General features: G+C 58.6%; 25 protein-coding genes. 7 read left to right on the top strand and 18 right to left on the bottom strand.

The window, feature by feature from the left end; translation table 11 throughout:
• The first annotated feature begins 36 nt into the window (after positions 1-36).
• Positions 37-1,194, top strand: coding sequence for an LLM class flavin-dependent oxidoreductase (locus tag JNB91_RS17505; protein WP_220326801.1), 1,158 nt, complete (start codon positions 37-39; stop codon positions 1,192-1,194).
• Positions 1,195-1,196: 2 nt separating this feature from the next.
• Here JNB91_RS17505 and JNB91_RS17500 read toward each other — a convergent pair whose 3' ends face one another.
• The 7 genes from JNB91_RS17500 to bglB all read right to left on the bottom strand — a co-directional run bounded on the left by JNB91_RS17500 (position 1,197) and on the right by bglB (position 10,406).
• Entirely contained in the window at positions 1,197-2,294 is a 1,098-nt protein-coding gene (locus tag JNB91_RS17500) for an ABC transporter ATP-binding protein (protein ID WP_220326800.1), read from the bottom strand.
• A 9-nt stretch (positions 2,295-2,303) separates the two neighbouring features.
• Positions 2,304-3,368, bottom strand: a complete 1,065-nt coding sequence (locus JNB91_RS17495; RefSeq protein ID WP_220326799.1) for a carbohydrate ABC transporter permease — start codon at positions 3,366-3,368, stop codon at positions 2,304-2,306.
• Positions 3,368-4,372 carry a carbohydrate ABC transporter permease gene (locus tag JNB91_RS17490; RefSeq protein ID WP_223218236.1) on the bottom strand — a complete coding sequence of 335 codons (1,005 nt, stop codon included), beginning with the start codon at positions 4,370-4,372 and terminating at the stop codon, positions 3,368-3,370. Before JNB91_RS17490 ends, JNB91_RS17495 begins: the two co-directional genes overlap by 1 nt.
• Positions 4,373-4,659: 287 nt before the next feature.
• Positions 4,660-5,928 carry an ABC transporter substrate-binding protein gene (locus JNB91_RS17485; RefSeq protein WP_220326797.1) on the bottom strand — a complete coding sequence of 423 codons (1,269 nt, stop codon included), beginning with the start codon at positions 5,926-5,928 and terminating at the stop codon, positions 4,660-4,662.
• Positions 5,929-5,983: 55 nt separating this feature from the next.
• Positions 5,984-8,464 (bottom strand): hypothetical protein, encoded by a 2,481-nt coding sequence (locus tag JNB91_RS17480; RefSeq protein WP_220326796.1) that lies wholly within the window; start codon positions 8,462-8,464, stop codon positions 5,984-5,986.
• Between the two features lie 14 nt (positions 8,465-8,478).
• The gene (gene kduI, locus JNB91_RS17475; protein ID WP_220326795.1) at positions 8,479-9,315 is read right to left on the bottom strand and encodes a 5-dehydro-4-deoxy-D-glucuronate isomerase; all 837 of its coding nucleotides are present in this window, start codon (positions 9,313-9,315) and stop codon (positions 8,479-8,481) included.
• A complete protein-coding gene (gene bglB, locus JNB91_RS17470; RefSeq protein WP_220326794.1) occupies positions 9,312-10,406 on the bottom strand; it encodes a beta-galactosidase BglB in 1,095 nt (364 codons plus the stop codon). Before bglB ends, kduI begins: the two co-directional genes overlap by 4 nt.
• A gap of 145 nt (positions 10,407-10,551) precedes the next feature.
• Between bglB and JNB91_RS17465 the strand changes: the two genes are divergently transcribed.
• The 3 genes from JNB91_RS17465 to JNB91_RS17460 all read left to right on the top strand — a co-directional run bounded on the left by JNB91_RS17465 (position 10,552) and on the right by JNB91_RS17460 (position 12,807).
• Positions 10,552-11,601 (top strand): LacI family DNA-binding transcriptional regulator, encoded by a 1,050-nt coding sequence (locus JNB91_RS17465; RefSeq protein WP_220326793.1) that lies wholly within the window; start codon positions 10,552-10,554, stop codon positions 11,599-11,601.
• 173 nt (positions 11,602-11,774) lie between these two features.
• Entirely contained in the window at positions 11,775-11,909 is a 135-nt protein-coding gene (locus JNB91_RS31180; protein ID WP_262928012.1) for a hypothetical protein, read from the top strand.
• Between the two features lie 739 nt (positions 11,910-12,648).
• Positions 12,649-12,807: a hypothetical protein gene (locus JNB91_RS17460; protein ID WP_220326792.1), complete on the top strand. Its 159-nt coding sequence runs from the start codon at positions 12,649-12,651 to the stop codon at positions 12,805-12,807.
• Between the two features lie 115 nt (positions 12,808-12,922).
• Here JNB91_RS17460 and JNB91_RS17455 read toward each other — a convergent pair whose 3' ends face one another.
• From JNB91_RS17455 to JNB91_RS17435, 5 genes are all read right to left on the bottom strand, one after another.
• A complete protein-coding gene (locus JNB91_RS17455) occupies positions 12,923-13,684 on the bottom strand; it encodes an amino acid ABC transporter ATP-binding protein (RefSeq protein ID WP_220326791.1) in 762 nt (253 codons plus the stop codon).
• A complete protein-coding gene (locus JNB91_RS17450; RefSeq protein WP_220326790.1) occupies positions 13,684-14,790 on the bottom strand; it encodes an amino acid ABC transporter permease in 1,107 nt (368 codons plus the stop codon). The genes JNB91_RS17455 and JNB91_RS17450 overlap by 1 nt, the downstream gene beginning before the upstream one ends.
• Entirely contained in the window at positions 14,787-15,854 is a 1,068-nt protein-coding gene (locus tag JNB91_RS17445) for an amino acid ABC transporter permease (protein ID WP_346269359.1), read from the bottom strand. The genes JNB91_RS17450 and JNB91_RS17445 overlap by 4 nt, the downstream gene beginning before the upstream one ends.
• A gap of 72 nt (positions 15,855-15,926) precedes the next feature.
• Complete coding sequence (locus tag JNB91_RS17440) at positions 15,927-16,952, bottom strand: amino acid ABC transporter substrate-binding protein (RefSeq protein ID WP_220326788.1); 1,026 nt, start codon at positions 16,950-16,952, stop codon at positions 15,927-15,929.
• A 37-nt stretch (positions 16,953-16,989) separates the two neighbouring features.
• On the bottom strand, positions 16,990-18,186 hold the full coding sequence (locus tag JNB91_RS17435) for a trans-sulfuration enzyme family protein (RefSeq protein WP_220326787.1): 1,197 nt from the start codon (positions 18,184-18,186) through the stop codon (positions 16,990-16,992).
• A 108-nt stretch (positions 18,187-18,294) separates the two neighbouring features.
• On the opposite strand from JNB91_RS17435, the gene JNB91_RS17430 reads away from it, so the two are divergent.
• On the top strand, positions 18,295-19,182 hold the full coding sequence (locus JNB91_RS17430) for a LysR substrate-binding domain-containing protein (RefSeq protein WP_220326786.1): 888 nt from the start codon (positions 18,295-18,297) through the stop codon (positions 19,180-19,182).
• A 267-nt stretch (positions 19,183-19,449) separates the two neighbouring features.
• Complete coding sequence (locus tag JNB91_RS17425) at positions 19,450-19,686, top strand: hypothetical protein (protein ID WP_220326785.1); 237 nt, start codon at positions 19,450-19,452, stop codon at positions 19,684-19,686.
• 289 nt (positions 19,687-19,975) lie between these two features.
• Here the strand turns inward: JNB91_RS17425 and JNB91_RS17420 are convergent, their stop codons facing one another.
• The 5 genes from JNB91_RS17420 to JNB91_RS17400 form a co-directional block, all read right to left on the bottom strand.
• The gene (locus tag JNB91_RS17420; RefSeq protein WP_220326784.1) at positions 19,976-20,503 is read right to left on the bottom strand and encodes a GGDEF domain-containing protein; all 528 of its coding nucleotides are present in this window, start codon (positions 20,501-20,503) and stop codon (positions 19,976-19,978) included.
• A 195-nt stretch (positions 20,504-20,698) separates the two neighbouring features.
• A complete protein-coding gene (locus JNB91_RS17415; RefSeq protein WP_220326783.1) occupies positions 20,699-21,247 on the bottom strand; it encodes a PAS domain S-box protein in 549 nt (182 codons plus the stop codon).
• A 268-nt stretch (positions 21,248-21,515) separates the two neighbouring features.
• Positions 21,516-21,674 carry a hypothetical protein gene (locus tag JNB91_RS17410; protein WP_220326782.1) on the bottom strand — a complete coding sequence of 53 codons (159 nt, stop codon included), beginning with the start codon at positions 21,672-21,674 and terminating at the stop codon, positions 21,516-21,518.
• 36 nt (positions 21,675-21,710) lie between these two features.
• Positions 21,711-22,007, bottom strand: a complete 297-nt coding sequence (locus JNB91_RS17405) for a DUF982 domain-containing protein (protein WP_220326781.1) — start codon at positions 22,005-22,007, stop codon at positions 21,711-21,713.
• A 95-nt stretch (positions 22,008-22,102) separates the two neighbouring features.
• Entirely contained in the window at positions 22,103-22,573 is a 471-nt protein-coding gene (locus tag JNB91_RS17400; protein WP_220326912.1) for an Hsp20 family protein, read from the bottom strand.
• A gap of 285 nt (positions 22,574-22,858) precedes the next feature.
• Between JNB91_RS17400 and JNB91_RS31675 the strand changes: the two genes are divergently transcribed.
• Positions 22,859-23,377, top strand: coding sequence for a response regulator (locus JNB91_RS31675; RefSeq protein ID WP_430736305.1), 519 nt, complete (start codon positions 22,859-22,861; stop codon positions 23,375-23,377).
• Here JNB91_RS31675 and JNB91_RS17390 read toward each other — a convergent pair.
• Positions 23,275-24,219 carry an alpha/beta hydrolase family protein gene (locus JNB91_RS17390; protein WP_220326779.1) on the bottom strand — a complete coding sequence of 315 codons (945 nt, stop codon included), beginning with the start codon at positions 24,217-24,219 and terminating at the stop codon, positions 23,275-23,277. The two genes, JNB91_RS31675 and JNB91_RS17390, sit on opposite strands and share 103 nt — an antisense overlap.
• Positions 24,220-24,236: the final 17 nt, after the last annotated feature.

The following is a 24,236-nucleotide window of genomic DNA, read 5'->3' as shown; positions in this document are numbered from 1 at the left end:
CGCAACAGGCAATCGATCTCGGGGAGGAGAATTCCGATGACCGTTGTGCCCGTCCGATCCGCCGATCTCGATGCATCGGAAATTTCGTGGTTTTCCGCGCTGTGCTCGGATGATTACGCCTTTCTCGGCGTGCCGGATGGCACCCTGCGCTCCAGCTTTGAACACTGTTTTGAGATCGTGAAAAAGGCGGAGGTGCTTGGCTTTCGCAACATCCTCTGCCCCTCGTCCTATCAGGTCGGTCAGGACACGCTGAGTTTTGTCGCCGCCTGCGCGCCGATCACGCAAAACATCAACATGCTGGCAGCGATCCGTTGCGGCGAGATGCAGCCAATCATGCTGGCGCGCACCGTCGCCACGCTCGACCACATGCTGAAAGGTCGCCTTACGCTCAATGTCATCAGTTCGGATTTTCCGGGCGAAGTGGCCGACAGCGCCTATCGGTATCGCCGCAGCCATGAGGTGGTTGAGATCCTGCGACAGGCCTGGACGCGCGACGCGATCGACCACGATGGCGAGATCTACCAGTTCAAAAACGTCTCCACCGAACCCGCCCGCCCCTATCAGCAGAATGGCGGGCCGCTTCTCTATTTCGGCGGTTATTCACCTGATGCGCTGGAGCTTTGCGGGGCACAGTGCGACGTCTACCTGATGTGGCCGGAGCCGAAGGAACAGCTGGCGGAACGCATGCGCGCCGTGCATGCGCGCGCCGAAGCGCATGGACGCGTGCTCGATTACGGTCTGCGCGTGCACATGATCGTGCGCGACACCGAGCAGGAAGCGCGCGAATATGCGAACTATCTTGTGTCCAAACTCGATGACGAATACGGCAAGCTGATCCGCGAACGGGCACATGACAGCATCTCGCTCGGCGTGTCGCATCAGGCGCGCGCCCGCGAACTGGCTGACCAGTTCGGTTATGTCGAACGACATTTGTGGACCGGTATCGGCCGCGCCCGTTCCGGCTGCGGCGCCGCCATCGTCGGCTCCACCGATCAGGTCCTGTCGGAAATCGAGGCCTATCGGAATATGGGCATTCGCGCCTTCATCTTTTCCGGCTACCCGCATCTCGACGAGGCCGAGCATTTTGGCAAAAAGGTCTTGCCGCACTTAAAGACCTGCTCACTGCCGCATGCCTATGGCCGTGTACCGAAAGAGACGCCCGCCACGCCACTGGGGACGGGCGAACGCCGCTAGTTTTATTCACTGCTTCCCGGATGGGTGAACAGGCGGTGGCCATTGTCGTCGAAGACATGCAGAACCGGTTTCGACAGGTCGAAATGCACGGTATCGCCGGCATTCAGCTTCTGCTGGCCCGGCAGGACCGCCAGCAGCTTTTCCCCGCCGATCTCGCCATGCACGACGGTTTCCGATCCCAGCGCCTCGACCAGATAGAGTTTTGCCGTCGGATGCTGCGGATCATTGCTGACGACCAGATGCTGCGGCCGAACGCCGACCGTCACCTTGTCGCCGACATGCAGTTTCGCATGCCCGATTTTTAGCTCGGCGCGATGACCACCGGCGAACGACAAGGTCGCCGAACCGGCGGACACGGCCAGCACATCGGCCTTCAAAAAGTTCATGTGCGGCGCGCCGATAAAACCCGCCACGAACCGGTTGGCCGGCTCATTATAAAGCTCCAGCGGCGTCCCCACCTGCTCGATTTTTCCCGCGCGCATGACGACGATGCGATGTGCAAGCGTCATCGCCTCCACCTGATCGTGGGTAACATAGATCATCGTCGACCCCAGCCGCGCATGCAGCGCCGCCAGTTCTGCTCGCGTCGAAACACGCAATTCCGCATCGAGGTTGGACAGCGGCTCATCCAGCAGGAAGGCCGTCGGGCGGCGCACGATGGCGCGGCCGATGGCGACTCGCTGCCGCTGACCGCCGGAGAGCTGGCCCGGACGACGGTCCATATAGGCCTCGATCTCAAGCATCCGCGCCGCCTCAATGATGCGCTCGGTGATTTCCGCTTTCGGCATGCTGGAATTTTCCAACCCAAAAGCGAGGTTCTGGCGCACGCTCATGTGGGGATAGAGCGCATAGGACTGGAACACCATGGCAAGCCCGCGATCGGCCGCCGTCACCTCGTTAACGCGCTTGCCATCGATCTGGATTTCGCCGCCCGTTACTTTTTCAAGCCCGGCAATAGTGCGCAGAAGCGTCGATTTTCCGCAGCCGGACGGGCCGACGAACACAACGAATTCGCCATCCTTAATATGCAGGTCGATGTCTTTCAGGACCGCGAGTGCGCCAAACGATTTCTTGACGTCGGTGAGTTTGATTTCGCCCATCGGTGTCCCTTACTTCAGGCCGGTGCCGGCAATGCCGGTGGTGATGAAACGCTGCAGGAAAATGAAGACCAGCACGACCGGGATCATGGTGACGACGGTCATCGCCAGAATGAAGTGCCATTGCACATTGAGTTCGCCGGAATAGATGCTCAGGCCCACCTGCAGGGTGTAAAGCTCACGCCGCGACAGCACGATCAGCGGCCACAAAAAATCGTTCCAGCGCCAGACGACCGAAAAGATTGCCAAAACCGCCAGCGCCGGTGCCGTCAAAGGCAGCACAATGCGCCAGTAGATCTGCCATTCCGACGCCTTATCCATGCGCGCCGCGTCGAGCAACTCGTCAGGAATGGTCAGCATGTATTGCCGCAGGATGAAGACGCCGGTCGGTGTCGCCACCGTGGGCAGGATGACACCCCAGAGACTGTTGAACAGGCCGAGTGTCGAGATGATCGAATAGAGCGGCACCATGATCACCGACAGCGGCACCATCAGCGTGGCGAGGATGACCAGCATGGCGAGTGACCGGCCCTTGAACTCGTATTTCGATAGCGCGAAGGCCGCCATGGAATTGACCACCAGTGTGATGACAGTCGCCACCACTGTCACGAAAACCGAGTTCCAGAGATAGTGCAGGAAATCGAAATGCACGAAGGGTTCGGTATAGTTGTTGGTGGCAAACGACATGGTGCGCACCGGCGTGCGGTCGTTGATATTGACCTTGACGATCTCGCCCGGCGCCTTGGGATCGACCATCTGCGCCACCAGCCCGATACGTCGCACTTCGGCGAGAACCCGCGTCGAACCATCCGGCATTTTGGCATCATAGAGCATCAGCGGCTTGTCATAGCCTTCGATGGTTGCCTGGCTGGTGACATAGGGCAGGATCGTCGGCGGAAATTCGGCGAGCGCCGCCGGTGTTTTCAGCGAGGAAAACACCAGCCAGACAGCCGGGCCGAACATGATGATCAGCCCGCCGATCAGCCATACCCAAGTAAACACATCGGTCCAGTGCCAACCCTTGCCGCTGCCATGGGCGCCTCGCCGGCGCAGGATGAAATGCGCGACCTTTCCCATCAGCGTTTCCCCTTGTTTTCGCCACGCTTGCCGATGCCGAGCTGGATCAGCGTCAACACCACCAGCACCGTGCCCATCAGGATCGAGGCGGCGGCCGCCAGACCCGGATTGCGCAGCGCCGAGGCAAAGCCGGTTTCATAGATATATTGCGTCAGGAACAGCGTGCTGGTGCCCGGCCCGCCACCGGTCAGCACGTAGATTTCGTCGAACACCTGCACCGACTTGATCAGCGCCAGCACCACAACGACCAGAAGGTTCGGTGCCAGCAGCGGCAGCGTGATGCGCCAGAAGACGCGCGCCGGTTTTGTGCCATCCATTTCGGCGGCCTCGTAGAGATCCTTGGGGATCGCCTGAAGGCCGGCCAGAATGATCAGCGCATAAAAACCCATATGCGCCCAGAGCGACACGCCGATCGTGGCGGCAAAGGTCCAGTTGCGGTCGGTCAGCCACGTATATGGGTCCATGCCGAACTGATAGAGACCGAAATTAAGCAGCCCCTGCCGCTGCAGAATCCATTTCCAGATCAGGCCCACAACGACCGGCGACAGCAGCACGGGAAAGAAGAACACGGCGCGCCAGAAAGAGCGGGCGGCCAGCTCGCGGTTGAGGATCAGCGCCGTGATCAGCGCCGTCAGGATCATCAACGAGACCTGCAGCAACACGAACCAGAACGTGTTGCCGACGGCGGTCCAGAAGGCGTCTTCCTGACACGACATCGGATCGAGATAGTTCTGGCACTCGAACAGGCGCGAATATTGCGCCCCACCGACGAAATCGCGCTCGGAGAGGAAAAAGGCAGTCCCACCGGTCATCGAATAAACGAAGTTGATGACCAGAGGCAGCAGCACGAAGATGCCGAAAATCAGCATGTTCGGCGCAAGGAAAAACGTCGCCATGCCACCGATACCGGTCGCCTTCTGCAGGCGACGCAGCGGCGCATCGATGATGCGCATGACGGCATTTATGGGACCCAATAGCAGGCTGGCGAGAGATGGTGTGGTCATGCTGTTCTGGTTCTCCTCCATCGCCGTCGAATATTATTGCTTGGCCGTCTGCTGCCGGCATGTTCTCCGACCTGCGGCAACGCTATTGCAAGTGAAGCAAGTCCCCCTCTGGCCTGCCGGCCATCTCCCCCACAAAGGGGAAAAAACGCGCGGCAACCGCCTGCCTCAAATGTGCTTCGACGGACCGGCTGGGTTAGGCCCCTCCCCCTTGTGGGGAGGGGTCTTTTTAAAAGGAAAGGCCCTGCCACCTACAGGGAGAGAAGCTGGCCCATATGCTTTAGCAAAGACTACTGCCCCGCATCCTTCACCTTCTGGGCGATATCCGCATCAATGCGCGTAAACGCATCATCGATCTTCAGCTCACCCGCCAGTGTCTGGCCGATACGGGTGACGATCGCCGCATAAACCGTATCGGACCAGCGCCAGCCCGGCAGTTTCAGCGCCGCTTCGGATGTCGTCTTGGTCGATTCGACGAACACGTTCAGCGCGGCCTTGGCCTGCTCATTGTCCGACTTGAAATCGAGGCCGCCCTTGTCGACCAAGGCCTTGTGGCCGGGCAGGAACAGCGTGCGTTCGGAAAATTCCTTGACGATCTTTTCCTGCGCGAACCAGTCCATCACGGTCGCGACATCCTTCTGGTTCTTGGTGTATTTCACCGCAACCAGCGCTGCTCCGCCCGGCATGCCGGTGCAGGCCGCAGGACCGCAGGGACTGCCGACCGCGACCCAGTCAAAATTGTTGCCGATCTTGGTGGCAAGGTTCGCCACCTGCCAGGAACCGGAATAATAGAAGGCGAGCTGGCCGTTGATGAAATCATCGGCAGCAGCCCGATAGGTGCTGCCGGCGGCCGACACCCAAACATCCTTGCTGACAGTGCCGTCTTCAGCCCAGCCGACGAACGTGGTGAGATAGTCCTTGGCGCCCTTGTCGAGCGGCGCCGGCTTGCCGTCGGAGCCGATATAATTGGCGCCGTAGGAGAGAAGCGGCGCGGTGATGCGGTGGCCGGAACGGTCGATCGCCATGGCGAACGGCACCTGCTGGCTTTCCTGCACCCTCTTGGAAGCGGCAGCCCAATCTTCCCATGTTGCCTTCGGACCGGGGATCGGCACACCGGCCTGATCGAACAGCGTCTTGTTGGCATACCCGCCGGTCAGCGTGATCTGCGTCATAAAACCGGAAATCTGGTTGGCCCCGTCCGGGCGCATCCAGTCAGCCTGCAGGCCAAAATTGTCGTCCCAGTATTTGGCGTCCTTCACCAGCGGACGCAGATCCAGCCAGTGTTTCGACAGTTCCTTGATGGCGGTGACGCGGGCGATATCCGGCCCGTTGCCGGCCTCCAGCTGCACCGGCAGCTGTTCCTTGATGACGCTATAGGCAACGTTATCGAGAATGACGTTGATGCCGGGATTTTCCTTCATGAAACGCCCGACAAGGTCTTTCATCACCTCGCCTTCAACGCCATCGGAATACCACATGATGCGCACATCGCCGGCATGGGCCGCCGTCGAGGTGAGAAAAGCGAGCGCGAGGCCCGTAAAAAGCGGTCTGGTCTTCATGCGCATTTTCCTCCTCTGATGGACCAAGGCCTCCCAACCCGTCCATTGACCAATCTCAAGCGCCAAGCAGCGTTGCTTCGCCCTTTACGTCATAGTCTCCGCGCGTTATCACGCGGCCTTCAGCCTCCACCGTGCCATCGGCGCGGAAGGATACGCTACCATATTCCGGGTCCGCGACAACGAGTGTGCCGTCGCCCGTCCGTTCAACTTGCAGAGCGCCGAAGCGGCTTTCGACCGAGGTGAGATCACCGGCCTCGCAGACCCGCACGATCCAGCTTGCTTTCTGGCCATATTGGCGCAGTTCCGCACCGGCGGAGGGGCCTTCCTTCGTTGCCTCAAGATCGGAGCCCGCGCGCAAAAACACAGCGCCTTCACCCGAACGCGCCAGCGCCAGACTGCCCGAGACACGGCTTTCGTCGAACTCCGCCGCCGGGAACCAGGCATGGGTAAAATCCGGCTGTTCCTCGTAGGTTGTGAATTCCAGCACCGCGAGGCCACGATATTGCTGCACGCGCGGAATGGTACCGCAACCGCCCCAATAGGACGGGCGCCCATAACCGAACTGGATCGTCTCACCCGGATGATTGATCCAGATCGCCGCTTCCGGCTTTTCTCCAATGCGCAAATGCAGCACGGTTTCCTGATAACCCCATTCGTCCCAGCGGTAATGCACCGTGGAACCCATGGCGAAATTCCTGCCCTTATAATGATACAGTGCGGCAAAGGAATTTTCGCCCTGCGCAAACCGCCATTCCTGATGTTGATCACCCTGATGATCGGCAATCGCCGCAAACTCTTCCGGAATGACCAGCCCATGGTCGCGCAGGCACACCGCCATCTGCGGCAGGCAATGTACGCGGCGGCCATAACAACCCTTGCCCCAGAGCAGGCGGGCAACCGCCGAAAGCTCCAGCGAACGACCGGCGCAGAGCGTGTGTTCGTAGGAACGCCCCTGCGCCGCCGTCACCATGCCGTGATGCGCTGAACGGGCGATGATTTCGGCCAACCGCACGATGCCTGCCTTGGCGCGGTCAGCGATATCCTTGTCCGGCGAAAGCGCTGCCAGCGCCGTCAGGCCCTTGAGATCGATCGGGAAATACGGAGCCGAGTTGAACTCCGCCATTTCCCAATTCTCGAAATGATCGAGCCATGCCCGCACCCTCGCAGCACCTACTTTTGCCTGCTCAGCCCCCTTGCGGCCGGAACGGACAAACGTGGCCTCGGGGAGAAGATGACCGGCGAGATAGGCGGAGGTGTGGAAGAGCAGCGCGTGGTTTTCCGAAAAATACCACTGCACGTCATTGCCCGGCTCATCCATCCAGTAACGATAGTTGAGGATGGCGGCATCGATGCGCGCGCGGGTTTTCTCGTTGATATCACCGCCCCAGCGCGTGCGCGACCAGATCAGCGGCACCAGCGAAAAATCGGCGCAGTCATGGCAATCCTCGATCGACGGCAGGATTTCCTCGATCATCGCATCGGTATCAGCACCTCCACGACCACTCGCCAGCCGCGCAAAGGCGCGAACCGTATCGCGCTCGGAATAGTCCGACACTTCGGTAAGCGTATCCGCGATACGTTCAGCCAGCGATCCCGAGGCCTCGCCCTGACGCGCCGTATGGCAGATTTCCACGCCCACCGAACGCGAGGCGACAAACCCACCGGCATTCAGCGTCACACGCAGATGGCGGAAATCGGCTGGCGCGTTTTCCGATGGCCCGACATTGAGGCTACCGACACCCGCCGGCAGCTCGAAATCGTAATCGAAACGTTCGCGCGACATGAAATCGCCTTCGATGGCGACATTAACCTTGGCCTCCACCGGCAAGGTTTTGGCAAACAGCACGGTGATGTCGCCGCCAAGATAATGCTGGCGGTCGAGATGCATGCCATCCAGCGCTTCTTCCAGACTGTCCGCCACGCTACCCGCGACTGGAACCGGCAGGGCGATGTTCGCGGCGGGGCCGGAGAGGTAATCGAACTGGTAGAAATAACGGGCATCACGCTCGGCGAGATCATCGAAGAACAGCACGATCTCGTTCAGACCGGCAGTCAGGCGCAGTTCGAATTCCTGCTTGGCTTCGAGATTGCGGCTATAGGGCGCCATCCAGCCCACTTCCGAACCGTTCAGCCACAGAACCGCGCCGCCGCAGGTGCCGAGCCGGATTTTTGCCGTCCCCGCCTTTTCCGCCTCGATATAGGTGCGTGTCCATGTCGCGAGCCGCGTCGGGCGGAACCAGAAACCGGAGAGATCGAGCCGGGGCGAGCCGAAGGGCAGCCACCAGCGCAGGGCCTCAAACTCGCCGCGCACATCCGGCCGCTTGCCGCGAAAAGTCTCGGCAAAAATGGTGCGGCAGGGATATTCGTGCGGAATGAAATTTTTCACCTTGGTGAGGAAGAAGAACGGGTCCATCTCGCCCTTCATCGGCGCATCGGGCACGTCGAACCGTTCCTCGGCGATGCGGCCAAGCTGCCAGTAACGCACCGCGTCACCCGGCTTCAATGTCTTGCGCATCCAGTTCTGTTCCGGATTCATCTTCGCCTGCCGCCTTACCTGAGTTCGCTTAAGGCCACCGGGGCCACGTCGTTATATTCCTGGTTTTCGCCGGTCATGCCCCAGACGAACGCGTAACCATCGGTCCCTGCCCCCATATGGATGGACCATGCCGGCGACAGAACCGCATCGAGATTTTTGACCAGCAGATGCCGGGTTTCCTCCGGCCGCCCCATCAGGTGGATGACACGCTCTTCCGGCGCGAGATCGAAATAGCAATAGGCCTCCATGCGCCGCTCATGCAGATGCGGCGGCATGGTGTTCCAGACAGAACCTTCGGCCAGATCGGTAATGCCCATCAGCAGCAGGCAGGAGGGCGCCACCTGCGGATGGATATACATCCGCAGATTCCGCTTGTTGGAGCGTTTTGCCTCGCCGAGATCGAGCGGTTTCGATTCCGCTTTGCTGATCAGCCGGTGCGGGATATCCGCCCCGGCCGGAACCGAATTCATGTAAAACCGCGCCGGCCTGTCCGCCGAATGACTGGCGACCGAAATTTTCTGGGCACCCCGGCCGATATAAAGAATGTCGCGGTTTTCCAGCTCGAATTTTTGGCCATCGACCGTGATCGTGCCGGTGCCGCCGAGATTGGCAATACCCATTTCACGCGCCGACAGAAGATAGGGCGTGCCGATATCCTGGCCCGAACCAAATGTCAGCGACGCATCGAGCGGCACCGCGCCGCCGAGGATCAGGCGATCGACATGGGTATAGGTAAAACTCAACTCGCCCGGCTCAAAAAGGTCCTCGACCAGAAACTCCTTGCGCAACCGTGCGGTATCGAATGCCTTGATGTCATCCGGGCCGGCGCCATACAGAACCTTCATCGTCATGACGTTTCTCCTTCGACATGGCGCAGCGCCTCGGACAGGCACAGGATCGCCAGCGCCTGCCCGTAACCGGTCGGCTGGATCGGAATGTCGCGATAAAATTGCAGATCATGGCCCATGCGCGTGCCGTAAGAAACGTTCAGCACAGTGCCGCTATCATCGATATTGGCAAGCAGCGCATCGACGGCGCGCAAACCGGCCTTGCGCCATTCCGGCGTGCCGAGCCCCAGCCGATGGCCCTTGAGCAGGCCGTAACCGAAACCGGCCGTCGCCGAAATTTCCTCATAGGAGGTCGGATCGTCGAGCAGCGTGCGCCATGCGCCGGATGCCGTCTGCAATGCGAGGAGCGCATCCACCTGCGCCACCAGAACGCCGGTCAGATAAGCTTTCACGGCTGCCGGAATGTCGGCCAGATCGAACAGATCGAGCAGGCCGGCGGTGATCCAGGCATTGCCGCGCGCCCAGCGGGCCTCTGCGAAATTGTGGTACCCCTGAAACGTCCAGCCATGGAACCACAGGCCGGTCTTTTTGTCGGCGAGATAACGGGTATGGACGAGAAACTGCTTTACCGCCTCATCGACCAGCTCGGCCCGGCCACTGGCCTGACCATAGGAAGCAAGGAACAGCGCCACCATATAAAGCGTGTCGTCCCAAAGCTCGTCGTCATTGACCTTGTCGGAGACGTGATGCGCAAAAGCGCCTTCCCGCGTGCGGCCCATTTCGGTGACGGCGCGGTCCGCCCACGCATCCAGCACAGGCTTCCAGCGCGGATCGCGGGTTTCCCGCCAGAGAACGGAAAGTCCCAGCATCGGCGCCGTCGTGTTGACGTTCAGCTTCGGCAGACCCGCCTCAATGCGCGCGGCATACCAGTTCTCGATCAAAATCTTGAGGTCATCACGGCCGGTGAACTGCCACAGCCGGATCAGGCCATAAAGCCCAACTCCCTGCGGCCATTCCCAGCTGTCGAAGGAAATGTAATCGCCGGCCGAGCCATCGAGATTGGGTTCGTGAAAGCGACCGTCATCGCGCAGGCCGGTCATGCCGGTGACGAGCAAATCGAGTTTCTCACGGATATGCCGGGCTGAAAGGCCCATGCCTGTCTCCTCCTCATCCGATGCGTTGCGGCACCGGCTCCTCCAATCCGCTTCTCCCTAGCGGTGACGCGATGTAAACACTGGATTTGCGATTGCGCAATCTGAAAATTTTTTGCAGTCTGGTGACGATTACCGGAGAAGGTCGATGGCGGACGCAGCAATTCCCAACAAGCGCGGCAAGAAAAGCCGGCGTGTGCGGCTGGAAGATATTGCCGAAAAAGTCGGTGTTTCGCTGAGCACGGTGTCACGTGCTTTGACTGGTGAAAAGGGCGTGCGCGACGATATCCGCCAGCGCATTCGGGAAGCCGCGAAGGACGCCAACTACCCGATGCCGGCGCCCGTGCCGGGCAAAAAGATCGTTATTGCCGCCTCCAGTGCGGCGATGATCGATTATGTGCGCAACCAGTTCACCCTGCATGTTCTGGAAGGTGCCCGCGACCGCGCAACCATGCTCGGCCTCGACATCATCACCCGCCCTATCGCCGATGCCAGCGACGAACGCTCGGTTCTCGATGAGGCGGGCAGCGATCCAGACGTGACGGGCCTGCTGTTCCTGACGGTGGATGACGAACGCATTCTTGCGGCCACACGCGCCTTCGACAAGCCGGTCGTGCTGATCAATGGCGACGATCCGCATATGCGGCTGTCGAGCGTCACGCCCTGCAACCGTTCGGCCGCACAGCTGGCCACCGATCGCCTGCTCGATCTCGGCCACCGCCGCATTCTGTTCCTCATGCGCCCCGGTCGTCGCACGATCGAACGTCGCCAGGAAGGGTTTTGGGATGCGCTACGGCATCGCGGCATCACGCCGACACCGGACATGACCGTCACCGTCGATGACTGGCTGCCGGAACTGGCCACACAGGCGATCGCGGACCGTATCGCCGAAAAAGGCCTCGACTTCACCGCCATCCTGACGGCCGGCGACAGCCTTGCGGCCGGCGCGATGATGGCGGTGCAACAGGCGGGTTACAGCGTGCCAGACGATGTGTCAGTCATGGGCATGGACGACTTGCCGCAGGCCGCCTTTCTCAACCCGCCGCTGACCACCGTGCATATCCCCATGCGAGAAATCGGCATGACGGCGGTCGACCTCTTGCGCGATCTCTGTTCCGGCGTGCCGGCTTTGTCACGCCGCATCGAACTTGCCTGCCATGTGGTGGAGCGGCGATCGGTGAGCGCAGCGAGCTCCTAAGCTGCTTTGGAAGCCATTGAGCGAATATGCCAAGATAGATAACCACGCAGGCCACAGACGCCTGGACCGAAATGGAAGCCATACATTTCCGAAAATTGCATCCCATCCCGATAGGCCGCGACTTGCCTCGCCGGTCTAACCCCCGGAGTTCGTCCCTTGAGAAAGCTACGCTCGTGGCTGCGGCCCTCACTTTTGCCGCAGCATCGTCCGCACAGGCCCAAATCGATTTCGCCGACGTGCTCGGTCGCCACGTTTCGCTTGAAAAGCCCGCCGAAAGGGTTAGGCTCGGCTTCTTTTTCGAGGATTAGATCGCCATTACAGGCCCGGCCGCGATCGATCGCCTCAAGGCTGTTTCACTCAATTATGGGAAAGGCTATCGCCTGCCCAATACGACGCCTATATAAAGGCCTTCCCGAAGATTGCCTAACTTGTCGATGTTGGTGACGCGAGTGCCGGTGCGCTTTCGGCAGAAAAGATCATCGCCGCACGGCCTGATGTCGTCATTCTCTCCGCTGGCCAGTACAAATATCTCGGCTCTGCGGCCCAGACGATCGAGCAGGTCGGCCTTCCGCTTGTCGTAGTCGATTACAACCCCAGACCGTCGAAAAGCATGTCGCCAGCATTCTGATCATTTGTCAGGTCATGGGGACGGAAGATCGGGCACAGAAGCTGGCGAACCAGTAAAAGGACAAGATCGCCGACACCGTCGCCCGCGTCGCAAAGAAAACCAAGCCAAAAGTCTATGTGGAACTCGGCCAGAAGGGTGCTGGGGATACGGCAACACCTATGTCTGCTCAATCCGGAATATGTTATCTCGACAAAACCGGATGCGATCTTTCTGTCAGCTCTGAATCGTCACCGCCGTCGTCGGCGTGCCGGTGCTGTTCGCGCTGATCATGCGCAATAGCGTTGGAGGCATGCGATGAGCATATCCTGTTCACTTGAACTGCACGACATTCATCTCGCCCGTGACGGCTTGTCAACCTCGCGGACGACCGTGAGGCGCTGATTCAGTTCGTCGACAGATGGAACGATCACGAGGACGGGATGCTGAAGAAGGCCGAACGACCGGTCAGCATGCGCAAAAAGGTATCGGGCCGATTGCCGCCACTCGCAGAGATTGAGCAGCCGATGCGCAACACGTCCGAGCTCCTGACAGCAACGGCGGCGGCAATGGATGGTGCGAGCGGCGACCGTAGCGGCTGACAACCGCGCTGTAGATAAGCTTTATATAAGCTGTCACAGCGCTTTAATTTATTTGGCCACCCGCCATTTCCAACACCTCTCGGCTGGTGACAGAGCGGTGTTCTTCTCTTACGCCTTAATGTACGATTTGGCTCAGGAAATTCCTAGTTCGCTCATTGCTCGGCGTATCGAAAAACAGATCGGGCACGTTACTTTCGACGATCGCGCCCTGATCCATGAACACAACGCGATCGGCGACCCTTCGCGCAAATCCCATTTCATGGGTCACGACAATCATCGTCATGCCCTCTTCGGCAAGCGACACCATGGTGTCGAGGACCTCCTTGACCATCTCGGGGTCGAGCGCAGAGGTCGGCTCATCGAACAGCATGATCTTCGGCGTCATGCACAACGCCCGGGCAATAGCGACACGCTGCTGCTGCCCGCCGGATAGTTGGCCCGGAAATTTCTGCGCCTGTTCCGGGATCCTCACCCGCTCAAGGAATTGCATGCCTTTCTCTTCCGCAATCTTACGAGGCGTGCCTCGAGATAGGATCTGCGGCAACGCGCAGTTCTCAAGAACAGTGAGATGCGGAAAGAGATTGAAATGCTGAAAGACCATTCCGACATCGCGCCGGATCGCATCGATGCTCTTCAAGCTATCGTTCAAGGTCACGCCGTTGACGACGATCTCTCCTTGTTGATGTTCCTCCAGATGGTTGACGCATCGAATGAGGGTAGATTTGCCAGACCCCGACGGACCGCAGATAACAATTCGCTCCCTCGCATTGATCGACAGGCTGACGTCCCGCAAAGCATGGTAGTGACCATACCACTTGTCGACATTTCTGATCTTGATCGCGAGTTGGTCGATCGGATTGATTGACTTGAGCGACATCAACGATAGTCCTTCGCTTTGACGCGCAGTTCTAGCCAGCGCGCGTAATATGAGATGCCAACGCAGATCGCGAAATAGATCATGCCGACGAAAAGATAGGCTTCCGCATAGGGCGCCGGCCAAACCGGATCCATTGCTGCCGAGCGTCCCGCGCTCAACATGTCGAAGACGCCGACGATCATCACAAGGCTGGTATTCTTCACCATCACGATCGCCGTATTCGTCAGCGGTGGGATCACCTTCTGGATGGCCTGTGGCAGAACAATGTGCTGGACCGCCTTCCAATGTGGAATCCCAAGAGCCTTGGCCGCTTCGATCTGGCCGGCTGGGATCGCCTGCAGCCCCCCGCGTATCACTTCCGCAAGATAAGCCGCAGCAAACACGGTCAGCGCTGCAAATGTCCGGCCGAGTTTGTCAATCGTCCAGGTCGGCGGCAGCAGAAGCGGAAGCAGAATTGAGGCAACGAAGAGCAAGCCGACCAGGGGAAGGCCGCGGATCGTCTCGATCACGCCGACGGATAACAACCTCGGGATCGGTAGCTTCGAGCGCCGCCCGAGCGCGAGAAAAACTGCAAACGGGAAACCAAGGCCGAGTGATAGCAATGCCAGGAGCAGGGTGACGGGCAGTCCACCCCATTGGGACGTGGGCACGAACGGAAGACCCGCGACCCCACCCCACATCAAAGCCAGCATGACCGCGACGGCGCCAAGCCAACCAGCTGCCAGTTTCCGTCCCCAAAGCGACGGCGACAGAGACGCCAACACCATAACCAGGATGAGCACCATGACGATGGCGGGCCGCCACTGCTCATCCGGCGGATAGAGGCCGAAAAGGATAAAGCGAAGTTTTGCTCCGATGAATGCCCAGCAAGCACCTCCAGATCGGCACGCGCCTGGATCGTTGGTTGCCCACGTGGCGTCAATGACACCCCATTTTATCGCCGGAAATAGCGAGACAAATACTGCGATTGCTCCGACAGTCAGTGCAGCGCTCAGAAAGTCACTGAACAGCGTTTTGATAATAGGGGACCGCTTGCTTGCAGGCGCCGTCTGCGCTGGCCGGATTTCCGTTGAAACGTAAGCTTCGTTGATCGAAAGACTTGTCATCGCGTCACCAGAGCCACACGGGCATTGTACCAGTTCATGAACATCGAGACTCCGATGCTGATCGTCAGGAAAACCGCGAGCAGGATCGAAATGCTTTCAATCGCCTGCCCTGTCTGATTGATCACGGTTCCAACCACCAGTCCCAACTCGGGGTATCCGACAGCCAGCGCAAGCGTGGTGTTTTTGACTGTCGAGAGGTATTGCGAGGTCATCGGGGGGATGATGATCCGCAGAGCCTGGGGAATGATGATACGAAACATCGTGTGGCGCTCAGACAAGCCAAGCGCCCTACCCGCCTCCCATTGCCCTCGCGACACTGCTTCGATCCCCCCGCGGATAACTTCGCTTATGAACACCGAGGTGTAGAGAACAAGGCCGAGCATGAGCGCCGCGAATTCGGGCGACAAGCGCAGGCCACCGACGAAGTTGAAGCCCTTCAATTCCGGTACACTGACTGCCGGTTTGATCAGAGCAAGTGCAGCAATCACGATTACTACTACTGCGCTCCATCCCAGAGGATCGCGCAGTGTCGCTGAAAGTTGCCGTCGGAGAATGGCAAGGCCAACAATCACCGACGCCGCGAGTAGAAGAAAGACATTGCCATGCTCGCCGAGCGATAAAGATGGCAGATAAAGGCCGCGAAGCGACAGGTAGACGCCGGGCAGAGGATTGAATGCGAGCCGAGGTGCAGGCAGCAGTGTCGTTGCGAGCGCGTACCAGAAAAGAAGCTGGACGATCAGGGGCATATTCCTGACCCCGCCCACGAAGACCGCAGCGATAGTGGATGCTAGCGGGTTTCGTGAAAGACGAACGAGCGCAATCAGTAGCCCGAGAAGAGTTGCGGCGACGATCGACGTGAACGAGATCGCGGCAGTGTTCGCGACCCCCACAAGATAAGCCCACCCGAATGTATCGGAAGGGTCGTATGGCAGCACGCTTTCCGATATGGGAAAGTTCGCCTGTCGGTCCAGATAGTCGAAGCCGACGCGGATCCCGCGTGCAGCCAGATTGGAGGCCGTGTTCGACCAAAGCCAGTAAAGAAGACCGGCAAAACCTGCAAACAACAGGGCCTGCAGTGCGAGGTTTCGTGTGCGGCGGTTGTCCCAGAGCGTTAACAGCATGCCGGCCTCCGCGTTTTACTGGAAGGCCAACGGGAACATCAGGCCGCCATCCGAGAAGAGGCGATTGGCGCCGCGATCAAGCTTCAGCGGGCTGTCCTTTCCAACGTTCCGGTCAAACATCTCGCCGTAGTTGCCGAGCTGCGTGACAATGTTGGCCGCAAATTTTTCATCGAGACCAAGCGCCGAACCATTGCCGGGTTCTAGACCGAGAAAACGCTTAACGCGCGGGTCTTCGGACTTCTCCATCTCCGCGACGTTAGCTTGTGTGATGCCGAGCTGTTCACCAGCGATAAGCGCCTGAATCGACCAATTGACGATATCCAGCCATTGATCATCGCCATGTCGAACCGCCGGCGTCAGCGCGTCCATGAACCGCGTTGCCGGGAAGATAACGAAATCATCCGCGTTCTCAGCTTTTGTCGCACGGATCGAAGCGAGGGCTGCGGCATCCGTGATCAACGCATCGCATCGGCCAGAAAAGAAAGCCTGGCTGACGGCGGAGCTGTTTTCGAAGACGACCGGCTTCAGCCCGAGGTTATGCTCCTTCGACACATCATTCGCCACGACCTCAGTGGTCGAACCGGTCTGGACGCAGACGGACGCACCCGTCATGTCCTCGACCTTTGTAACGCCGAGCGATTTCGGCATCATGAAACCGGTGAACTCATAGTAGTTTGGTGTCGTAAAATTGAGACCATTGGCATCGCGACGCAGCGTCCAGGTAAAAGTCCGCGGCAAGATATCGATTTCGCCTGTCTGCAGCGCCGGTACGCGCTGCTGGCCACTCAATGGAACAAACTCGACCTTGTCCTTGTCATTGAAGATCGCAACGGCAACGGCGCGGCAGGTCTCAACATCGAGACCGCGCCAATAGCCCTTGTCGTCCGGCGCACCAAAGCCGACAGTTCCTTGGCTGGAGGCGCATTTCAGAAAGCCACGCGCTTTGACGGCATCAAGTGTCAGCCCTGCTAACGCCGGCGACAGTCCGGCACCAAGAATTGTGGAAAGCGCGAGACCAAGTACCAGAAGATGTGAACGCATTTTATTCCCCTTTTTTGTGTTGCGAATATGAGGTCGTCTAGCTTGCGCGTGCGATTGCTCCGCTTTCAGTGCGCGAAGAGATGTCAGCAAAGAATGCCTCGATATCAGTCTGCAGGTCGCCTGCATCCTCCAGTCCGACGCTGATCCGCAGAACGAGGTCATCATCGGCCCAGCCCGTAGCACTGCGATTTTGCCGCACGGGCATTGGAGCAACAAGGCTGCGCGTGCCGCCCCACGAGGCGCCGATGGCGATCGTCTTCAGGACATCGAGCGCGGCGGCAGCGTGCGGTACGGCCTGCGGCTTCAAGACGACACTGAACACACCGCTTACGCCATGGAAGTCGCGTTTCCACGTTTCATGACCAGGGAAGCCGGGGAGAGATGGGAAAAGAACGCGGTCGACCAAGGGGTGACGTTCGATCCACTCTATGAGTTTTGCGGCTCCGTCGGCCGCATGCTTCAACCGTACGCCGAGTGTCTCCATCCCGCGCAGCACCAGCTGCGCGTCATCCGGCGAAACTCCAATACCAAAACGACCAAGGAGCGACCGGATCGGCGTAATCAACTCTTCGCTTCGAATGGTGATCGACCCCATAAGCAAGTCGGAGTGGCCTGATATGTATTTGGTCAACGCTTCGGTGACGATATCTGCGCCAAGCGCTAGGGGCTTGTAGTTCAGCGGTGTCGCCCAGGTATTGTCGCAGCCGACCAGGGCGCCGTAACGATGAGCAACCTCTGCGATGGCTGGCAAATCCTGAATTTCCATCGTCGTCGAACCGGGGGATTCGCACCAGACAAGTTTGGTCCGATCGTCGATCTTGCTAGCGAGATCCTCGACCGACACGGGGTTATAGTATTCGACATCGACGCCAAAGCGGGCCAGATCTCGGTTCGCGAAATCGCGCACCGGTGGGTAGGAAGTGTCCGCGATCAGGATTTTGTCACCAGCATTCACAAACGGAAGTATTGCGATCGAGTTTGCGGCCTGGCCCGAAGGCACGAGAAACGTTCGTACGCCTTGCTCCAGAGCGGTTAGCTTAGCTTCCAACGTCCGCGTGGTCGGGGTGCCATAGAGACCATAGGTATATCCCTCATGACCGCGCTGCCCGCGCGTGGCATAAGCTTCAGCGCTTTTGAAGACGATAGTTGAGGCCCGGTGGGTGGCAACGCCGAGAGCTTCGAACCCCTCAGTTTTGACGTCCGGCGTAACGACACATTGGGTCAGATCTTTCATGAGGCTTCATCCCGAGCAATTTCTTTGCAGGGATTAAATCACGGGCATATCAATTCCGTCCAATATCATTATCCTCGAACTTCATTCTCACAGGTTATGGGGCAGGGCATGAACATCCGTGAAATTGAGGTCTTCTATGCGGTGATGACTAATACGACGGCGTCTCGCGCAGCAGAGGTCCTCCGGATATCCCAACCTGCCGTCAGTAAAGCAATTCAACAGCTTGAACGCGATATTGGCTTCCCGCTGTTCCGGCGAGAGCGCGGTCGGATGTTCCCAACCGCTGAAGCCAACATCTTCTTTAAGGAAGTCGAGGGATCGTTCACGGGGCTCACCAAACTTAAAAGTGCAGCTGCCAGGATCCGAGACTTCGGGTCGGGCGAGATCAAGGTTGCCAGCCTATCCGCACTTAGCACCAACGTTCTCCCGCGAGCCCTGAGTGCTTTCCAGTCCCGGCATCCCAATGTTGCAATCACGTTCCAAGCCCAGCTCTCATCGACCGTCAAGGACCTCGTTGCCTCTGGACAGGTCGACGTCGGGCTTGCAGCAGATGAGATCGAAACGGATGGCGTGGATGTCAGGCCGTTTGCACGCTACCGGGCCGCGATCGCGGTGCCCGAAGGTCATAAGCTGGATGGAGCGAGTGCTCTGACGCCCGAAGATTTGCAGGGCGAGCCGTTCGTGGCACTTTCGCCCGAAGATACCACGCGGAGAGCCGTCGAGGCGATATTCCTGGATCGAGGCGTCAAGCCAAAGGTTGTCTTAGAGACCCCGTATTCGACAACCATCTGCGCGATGATCCAGGCCGGCATGGGCGTGGGTCTGGTGAATCCTATGACGGCTGAGCCGTATATCGGCCGAGGACTGAAGATCATCCCGTTCGAGCCGGCGGTGTATTTTCGGACTTTGCTTGTCCTGCCCCAGAATAGGTATCCTCCGCGCATCGTGTCAGACTTCGTTGATGAGATAATGCGTCATTCGGTTTTCCAGCAGTAGTGCCGGCAATTGGAGGGCAGGCACGCCCACGAAAACAACTTAAGCCTTGATTGGATGTGAACCGGAGACCCGCGTCTCGGGATAGGCTAAAGTGTAGAAATTCCTGCCCAAGGCACTCGGCGAGCGTCACGCTGCCGAGATTTCCGCCACCGAATGGTGTGATGGAGTTCTTTGGAAGTCGACATGATCAAGATCCGAATGCGATCGTCTTGCAACCGAAAGGAGCAGGCATATTATGGGATACGAACAATCATCCGCAGTGACCCAATGAACCAGCATCAGCCGCTTTCTGAACGTTCCGAACTCTCCGGCCGCTACACCGACAACGGGACGACGGTCCTCGTGGAAATCTTCCGCCGCTCAGGCGGCGATGATTGGCGGATGGAGGTGACGAGCCTAGAAGACCAGCTTACCGACTGGAATGAACCATTCGCATCTGCTCATGAGGCGTGGGACGAGTTCATCTACGTCGTCAACACAGAAGGGATCGCAGTTTTCCTGTAGCGCTTCCGTTTTCAAAGAGGTGCAGAGTGGCGACTGATAGCGACGGGCGGCGGATGATTTTCGATCGGGTTCGCACAAAGGCCGCGGTGCGGGGCATGCCTATCGACGATGACCCAGAATTCCTGGCTTGGGTCGAGCTCTGGATCAGTGGCGAATACGAGATGTCCGAGTTGAGGTCTCGGTACAATGACCTCACAGCACGCCGAGCACAACAACTACGCCGTTCCGCTCACGACGCCAAGACGACTGACATTCTCGGAACAGATCCAGATCTCTGTCAAAGCACCGATCAGGACGCCGACTGAAACATGATGGTGTCCTTCCCGGCCGCCTTCGCATCGTACAGAAGCGCGTCGGCCGCCTTCAGGAGCTCGGACACCTCACGCTTTTCGCCGGTCCAAACCCCGCCGATGCTCGTGCGGACATCGGCGATCTTATCGTCAATCAAAAGAGGCTCCCTCATCCGCGCGACTATCCGTTCAGCTGCTGCCTCCCCTGTTGATCGATCGCCGGCGACAATAACGACGAATTCGTCCCCGCCGGTACGTGCCACGAGATCCTGGCTCCTGACGGCTGAAGTCAGCCGCTCGGCGGTAGATTGCAGGACGAGATCTCCCATTGCGTGGCCAGAGGTATCGTTCACCTCCTTGAACCCATCCAGGTCTAGCGCGAGGACGGCGAACCCGTCGGCAGACTGCAAGGCAGCGTAATTGATCGACAATCCACGACGGTTCAGCAGCCCGGTCAGAGCGTCTGTGCGCGCCGTCTCCTCCAGCATCTCGATCCGAAGGCGGTCTTCCGTAAAATCGATTGCCATCCCGACAATCTTGACCGGTCGGCCATCGCTGTCACGCAAAAGCCGCCGATCACAGCGCATCCAGCGCTCGCCGTGAACGGTGTCAAGACGATACTCGGCGACATTCTGATCGAGCTGACCGGCAATCAGCGGCGTAAGATCGGCTTGCGCCCCGTCGTTTACGTTGACCCTGTTGACATAGCGCTCAAGGTCAAGTCACGCCGCCATCGGGCCACCGATGAACTGAGCTAGCCGATCCGAGGTCTCAAACTTTCCTGTCAGGATGTCCATCTGCCAGAAGCCGCCGCGGACAGCTTCAAGCGCCAGTTCGAGCTGCGCTGCACGCTCGGCGAGCTGACGCTCATGCTCCTTGTGGCGAGTGATGTCTTCGATCTGCGATATGAAGCGAACGACCTTGCCCTCGGCATCGCGCATCGCAGCGACATGGATCAGCACGTGAACGACTTCTTCGAAAGGTCGCAGGTAACGCTTCTCAATCGTATAACCGTCCCGCTTTCCCTGCAGCACTTGCTGGAACAAGATCAGGTCCGCCTCGATATCGTCTGGATGCGTGAAGTCCCTGAAATGAGTGCCCAGGACTTTCTCGGTCGGAAGCCCAACCAACTTGGCGAAAGCCGCGTTGCCGCGAATGATGCGTCCTGCAAGATCGACCAGAGCAATCCCGATCGGAGCATTCTCGAAGGCGAAGTCGAACAGTGCCAGTCGGGTTTCAGGATCATCGGCCGTATACCTTTCCGCTGCCATCCTTCCTCCAAAGACAAGAGCATCACGGCGATAGGTGTGTTTTCGGAGATGATAATCAAGGTGACGGCCAGCATCGCCGCGCAATGAAAGGCAGCATTGCGCAGGCTCCTTGATGTCAGACACTGTCGCAATTATCTCGGCTACAGCGGGACATTATGCAGGAGTTGACAGTGGTCAGCCCTTATGGACTGATCAATTCAGGGAGGAGAATATGGATAGGAGGAGCCCGGGTCTTTCCGCGAGCGACATGCGCATACTCAGAACGCTGCTAGGCCGTTACGCCGCGCGTTACCACCTCGCGGGCCCAGAGCGAGACGATCTGATTGAGCGAATGTTTCAGGCTTTGGCGAGCAATCCGGACGTTTTCTTCGAAATCCCGGTCGAAAAAGCCGCCGCAGAGACGATGCACCGGATCTATAGCGGCCATGAGCAGTGAACCCGGCGAGGCTGTTGCTTCTGACGATCACGCCCCGCTGATCTTCGCGCCAGTGTCACGCCTGAGATGAGGCGGGACATCCCCGAGCTCGGCAAGCTTATTGTTCTGCTTCAGAAAAATACGAAAGTTCTCGCGAGCCGCATCGATCGGCCAGTGACCACTCGCCGCCTCACGACAGTAGCGAACGAGGGTGTCGTAAGCCAGGTTTCGCTTATCTCGGGGCCATTCGTCGAGAAAATCGAACACGTCATCCAGTCCGGTTATCTCCTGCACGAAATACCGGCGCTGTGCGTAGATCGGCTTGTCAAATTGAGCGAGCAACATAGCAACCTCCTTCGTGTGCTCGGCAAGGACAGATAACTGAAGCCGGCCCAGACGGGCCGGCTGATAGCAAGAGGCGTTTTATCTCGGTTAAGCGGTCATGCGACCTGGCGGTCGGCTCCAAGTCGAAGCGGCTCGCCGGCAGACGAAACGACGCCGATTTCGATCTTGCGCGGTTTCATGGCTTCGGGGACCTCGCGCTTCAGGGCAATCGTCAGCAGGCCATTCTTCAGATCGGCACCTTCGACCCTCACATGATCGGCAAGCTCAAACTTGCGCTCAAAGGACCGGCCAGCGATGCCGCGGTGGAGATATTCGCCCTGTAGTTCTTCGGCTTTCCCGCCTTTGATCACCAGGACGTTGCGCTCCTGAGTGATATCCAAATCGCCTTCGCCGAAGCCCGCCACTGCCATTGTGATGCGATAGTCGTCTTCGCCGGTTTTGACGATGTCATAGGCAGGCCAGGTTTCGATTGCGTTGAGACGCTGCGTATTATTGAGCAGATTGAACACGCGGTCGAAGCCGATGCTCGAACGATAGAGTGGTGCAAAATCAAGTTCAGTTCTCATAACCATATCCTCCGTAAAGCAACATGGAAGGAAGCAAAGTGCTCCCCTGATTAACCGGCTCCCTAATGGGCCGTCGGCGCTGGACGATTTGGTTTTTGAGTTTTTGTCGTTCAAGACCTGATCCGAAATTTTTTTCAGCTCTCCGGAGGTTATCTTGTTCGTTTGAAAAGCGATCCTATCTCGATTGCGATTTTCGACTTGGGAGCATCGGGATGGGTGACGCAATGACTGGGATGTTTTCAGACGCGGACATTGAGATTTTGGCTCCAAAACGCATCAATCAGAATGAGTCAGCCGGTTGCGTCTGCTGCTGCTGCCAGCGTCCGAGCTCCGCCATGGACGAAGACGGCTGCGGCATTTGCGACGAATGCTTGGCGCCGTGATCCTTCGAGCGAGACAAGCGTTGGAACCGATGCCACCTATGACAGTTCTGAGCGTACGATACCGTACACAGACAACAGAGGGTCATCTTGCATGCCCAAAGCAGATGCTATCCTTGTCGTAGAGGACGACCCGGTCCTGAGATTATTGCTGGTCGAGGAACTCGAACAAGCAGGATATGAGATATTTGCAGGTCAAAATGCTCAAGAGGCGATCAACGTCCTTGAAAACAATCCCGACATTCGCCTTATGCTCACTGACATCGACCTTCTCACTGAGGCCGAGGGTCTCCAACTGGCGAAGCAGAAGCCGAGCGCCTGTCAAAGATGCTTCTCCGAGACAGTGGCGAGCGTTGCCGCATCCTGGAAAAGCGCCGAAGTTGCTCGTTCCCACGCCCCGTCGTCTGCTTTGAGAGCCGTCTGAAGCCACGCAAGCGTCAGGCGCCGCGTCGCTTCCAGCACGTCTGGGGATTCTGTTTCTGTTTCCTTTGCGTCTAGTGCGGCGATCCCGCCTAGGCCGTGACCAACGCCGTGCATGGTCAGCATTGCTTTAGCGCCCGGCGCATCGTGAAACGCATCTGCATGCCACTCAGGGCCACGGGTGGTGAAATGCGGCTTATCCATATCACCACAGACAACCAGGCTGTGTGTCGTTAAGGTCGAGAAGTCGACATCGAAAAACGGAAACCGAGCAGCGTTCTCTTCGGTCATATCCTTGCCGCCGCGGCCCGGCGTTGTCAGGAGAGTGCCCGCCGAGATGCGAGGATCGGAAAAATCCTCACCATTGAGCTGCGCTCCCATCAGAAGTCCAACGGTATGGCCGCCAAGGGAGTGGCCAACGGCAGCGATGCGTAGATGATCCATCCGGCCAGCAACGGCGGGAGCCTGTCGCTCGATCTCGCGCAACTGGTCGAGGATTGCCTTTACCTCCTCAACACGCTCGCGCCAGAAAAATGGTGCGCCGGGAGAATCCTTCGGCAGGCCACCAACCCTCGAACTCGCGTGGGTCGGCTGGATCACGACAAACCCTCTCTCCGCCCAGAACTGTGCAAGTGGCGCGTAGCCGTCCTTTGAAGGGACATAGTTGGACGGGCCAAAACCATGTGAAAGAATCACGATGGGCAAGTCAGCGCCATTGGCTGGTGCTGTCAAACGCAGCTCCAGCGGCTGGCGACCGGGCATAGAGAGGCGGATCGGCGTGTAGGCAACGGTGAGCGTGGCTTCAGTGGTCGGAATATGCTTCGCGAGATTGATCAGATTGTTCATGGGTCTCGATCTTCAAA

It is taken from the genome of Aliirhizobium wenxiniae, from assembly GCF_019511445.1.
In the GTDB taxonomy this organism is placed as follows: Bacteria; Pseudomonadota; Alphaproteobacteria; order Rhizobiales; family Rhizobiaceae; genus Neorhizobium; species Neorhizobium wenxiniae_A.
The sequence above is the reverse complement of the archived record's forward strand: the minus strand, read 5'-3'. Positions and strand labels throughout refer to the sequence as shown.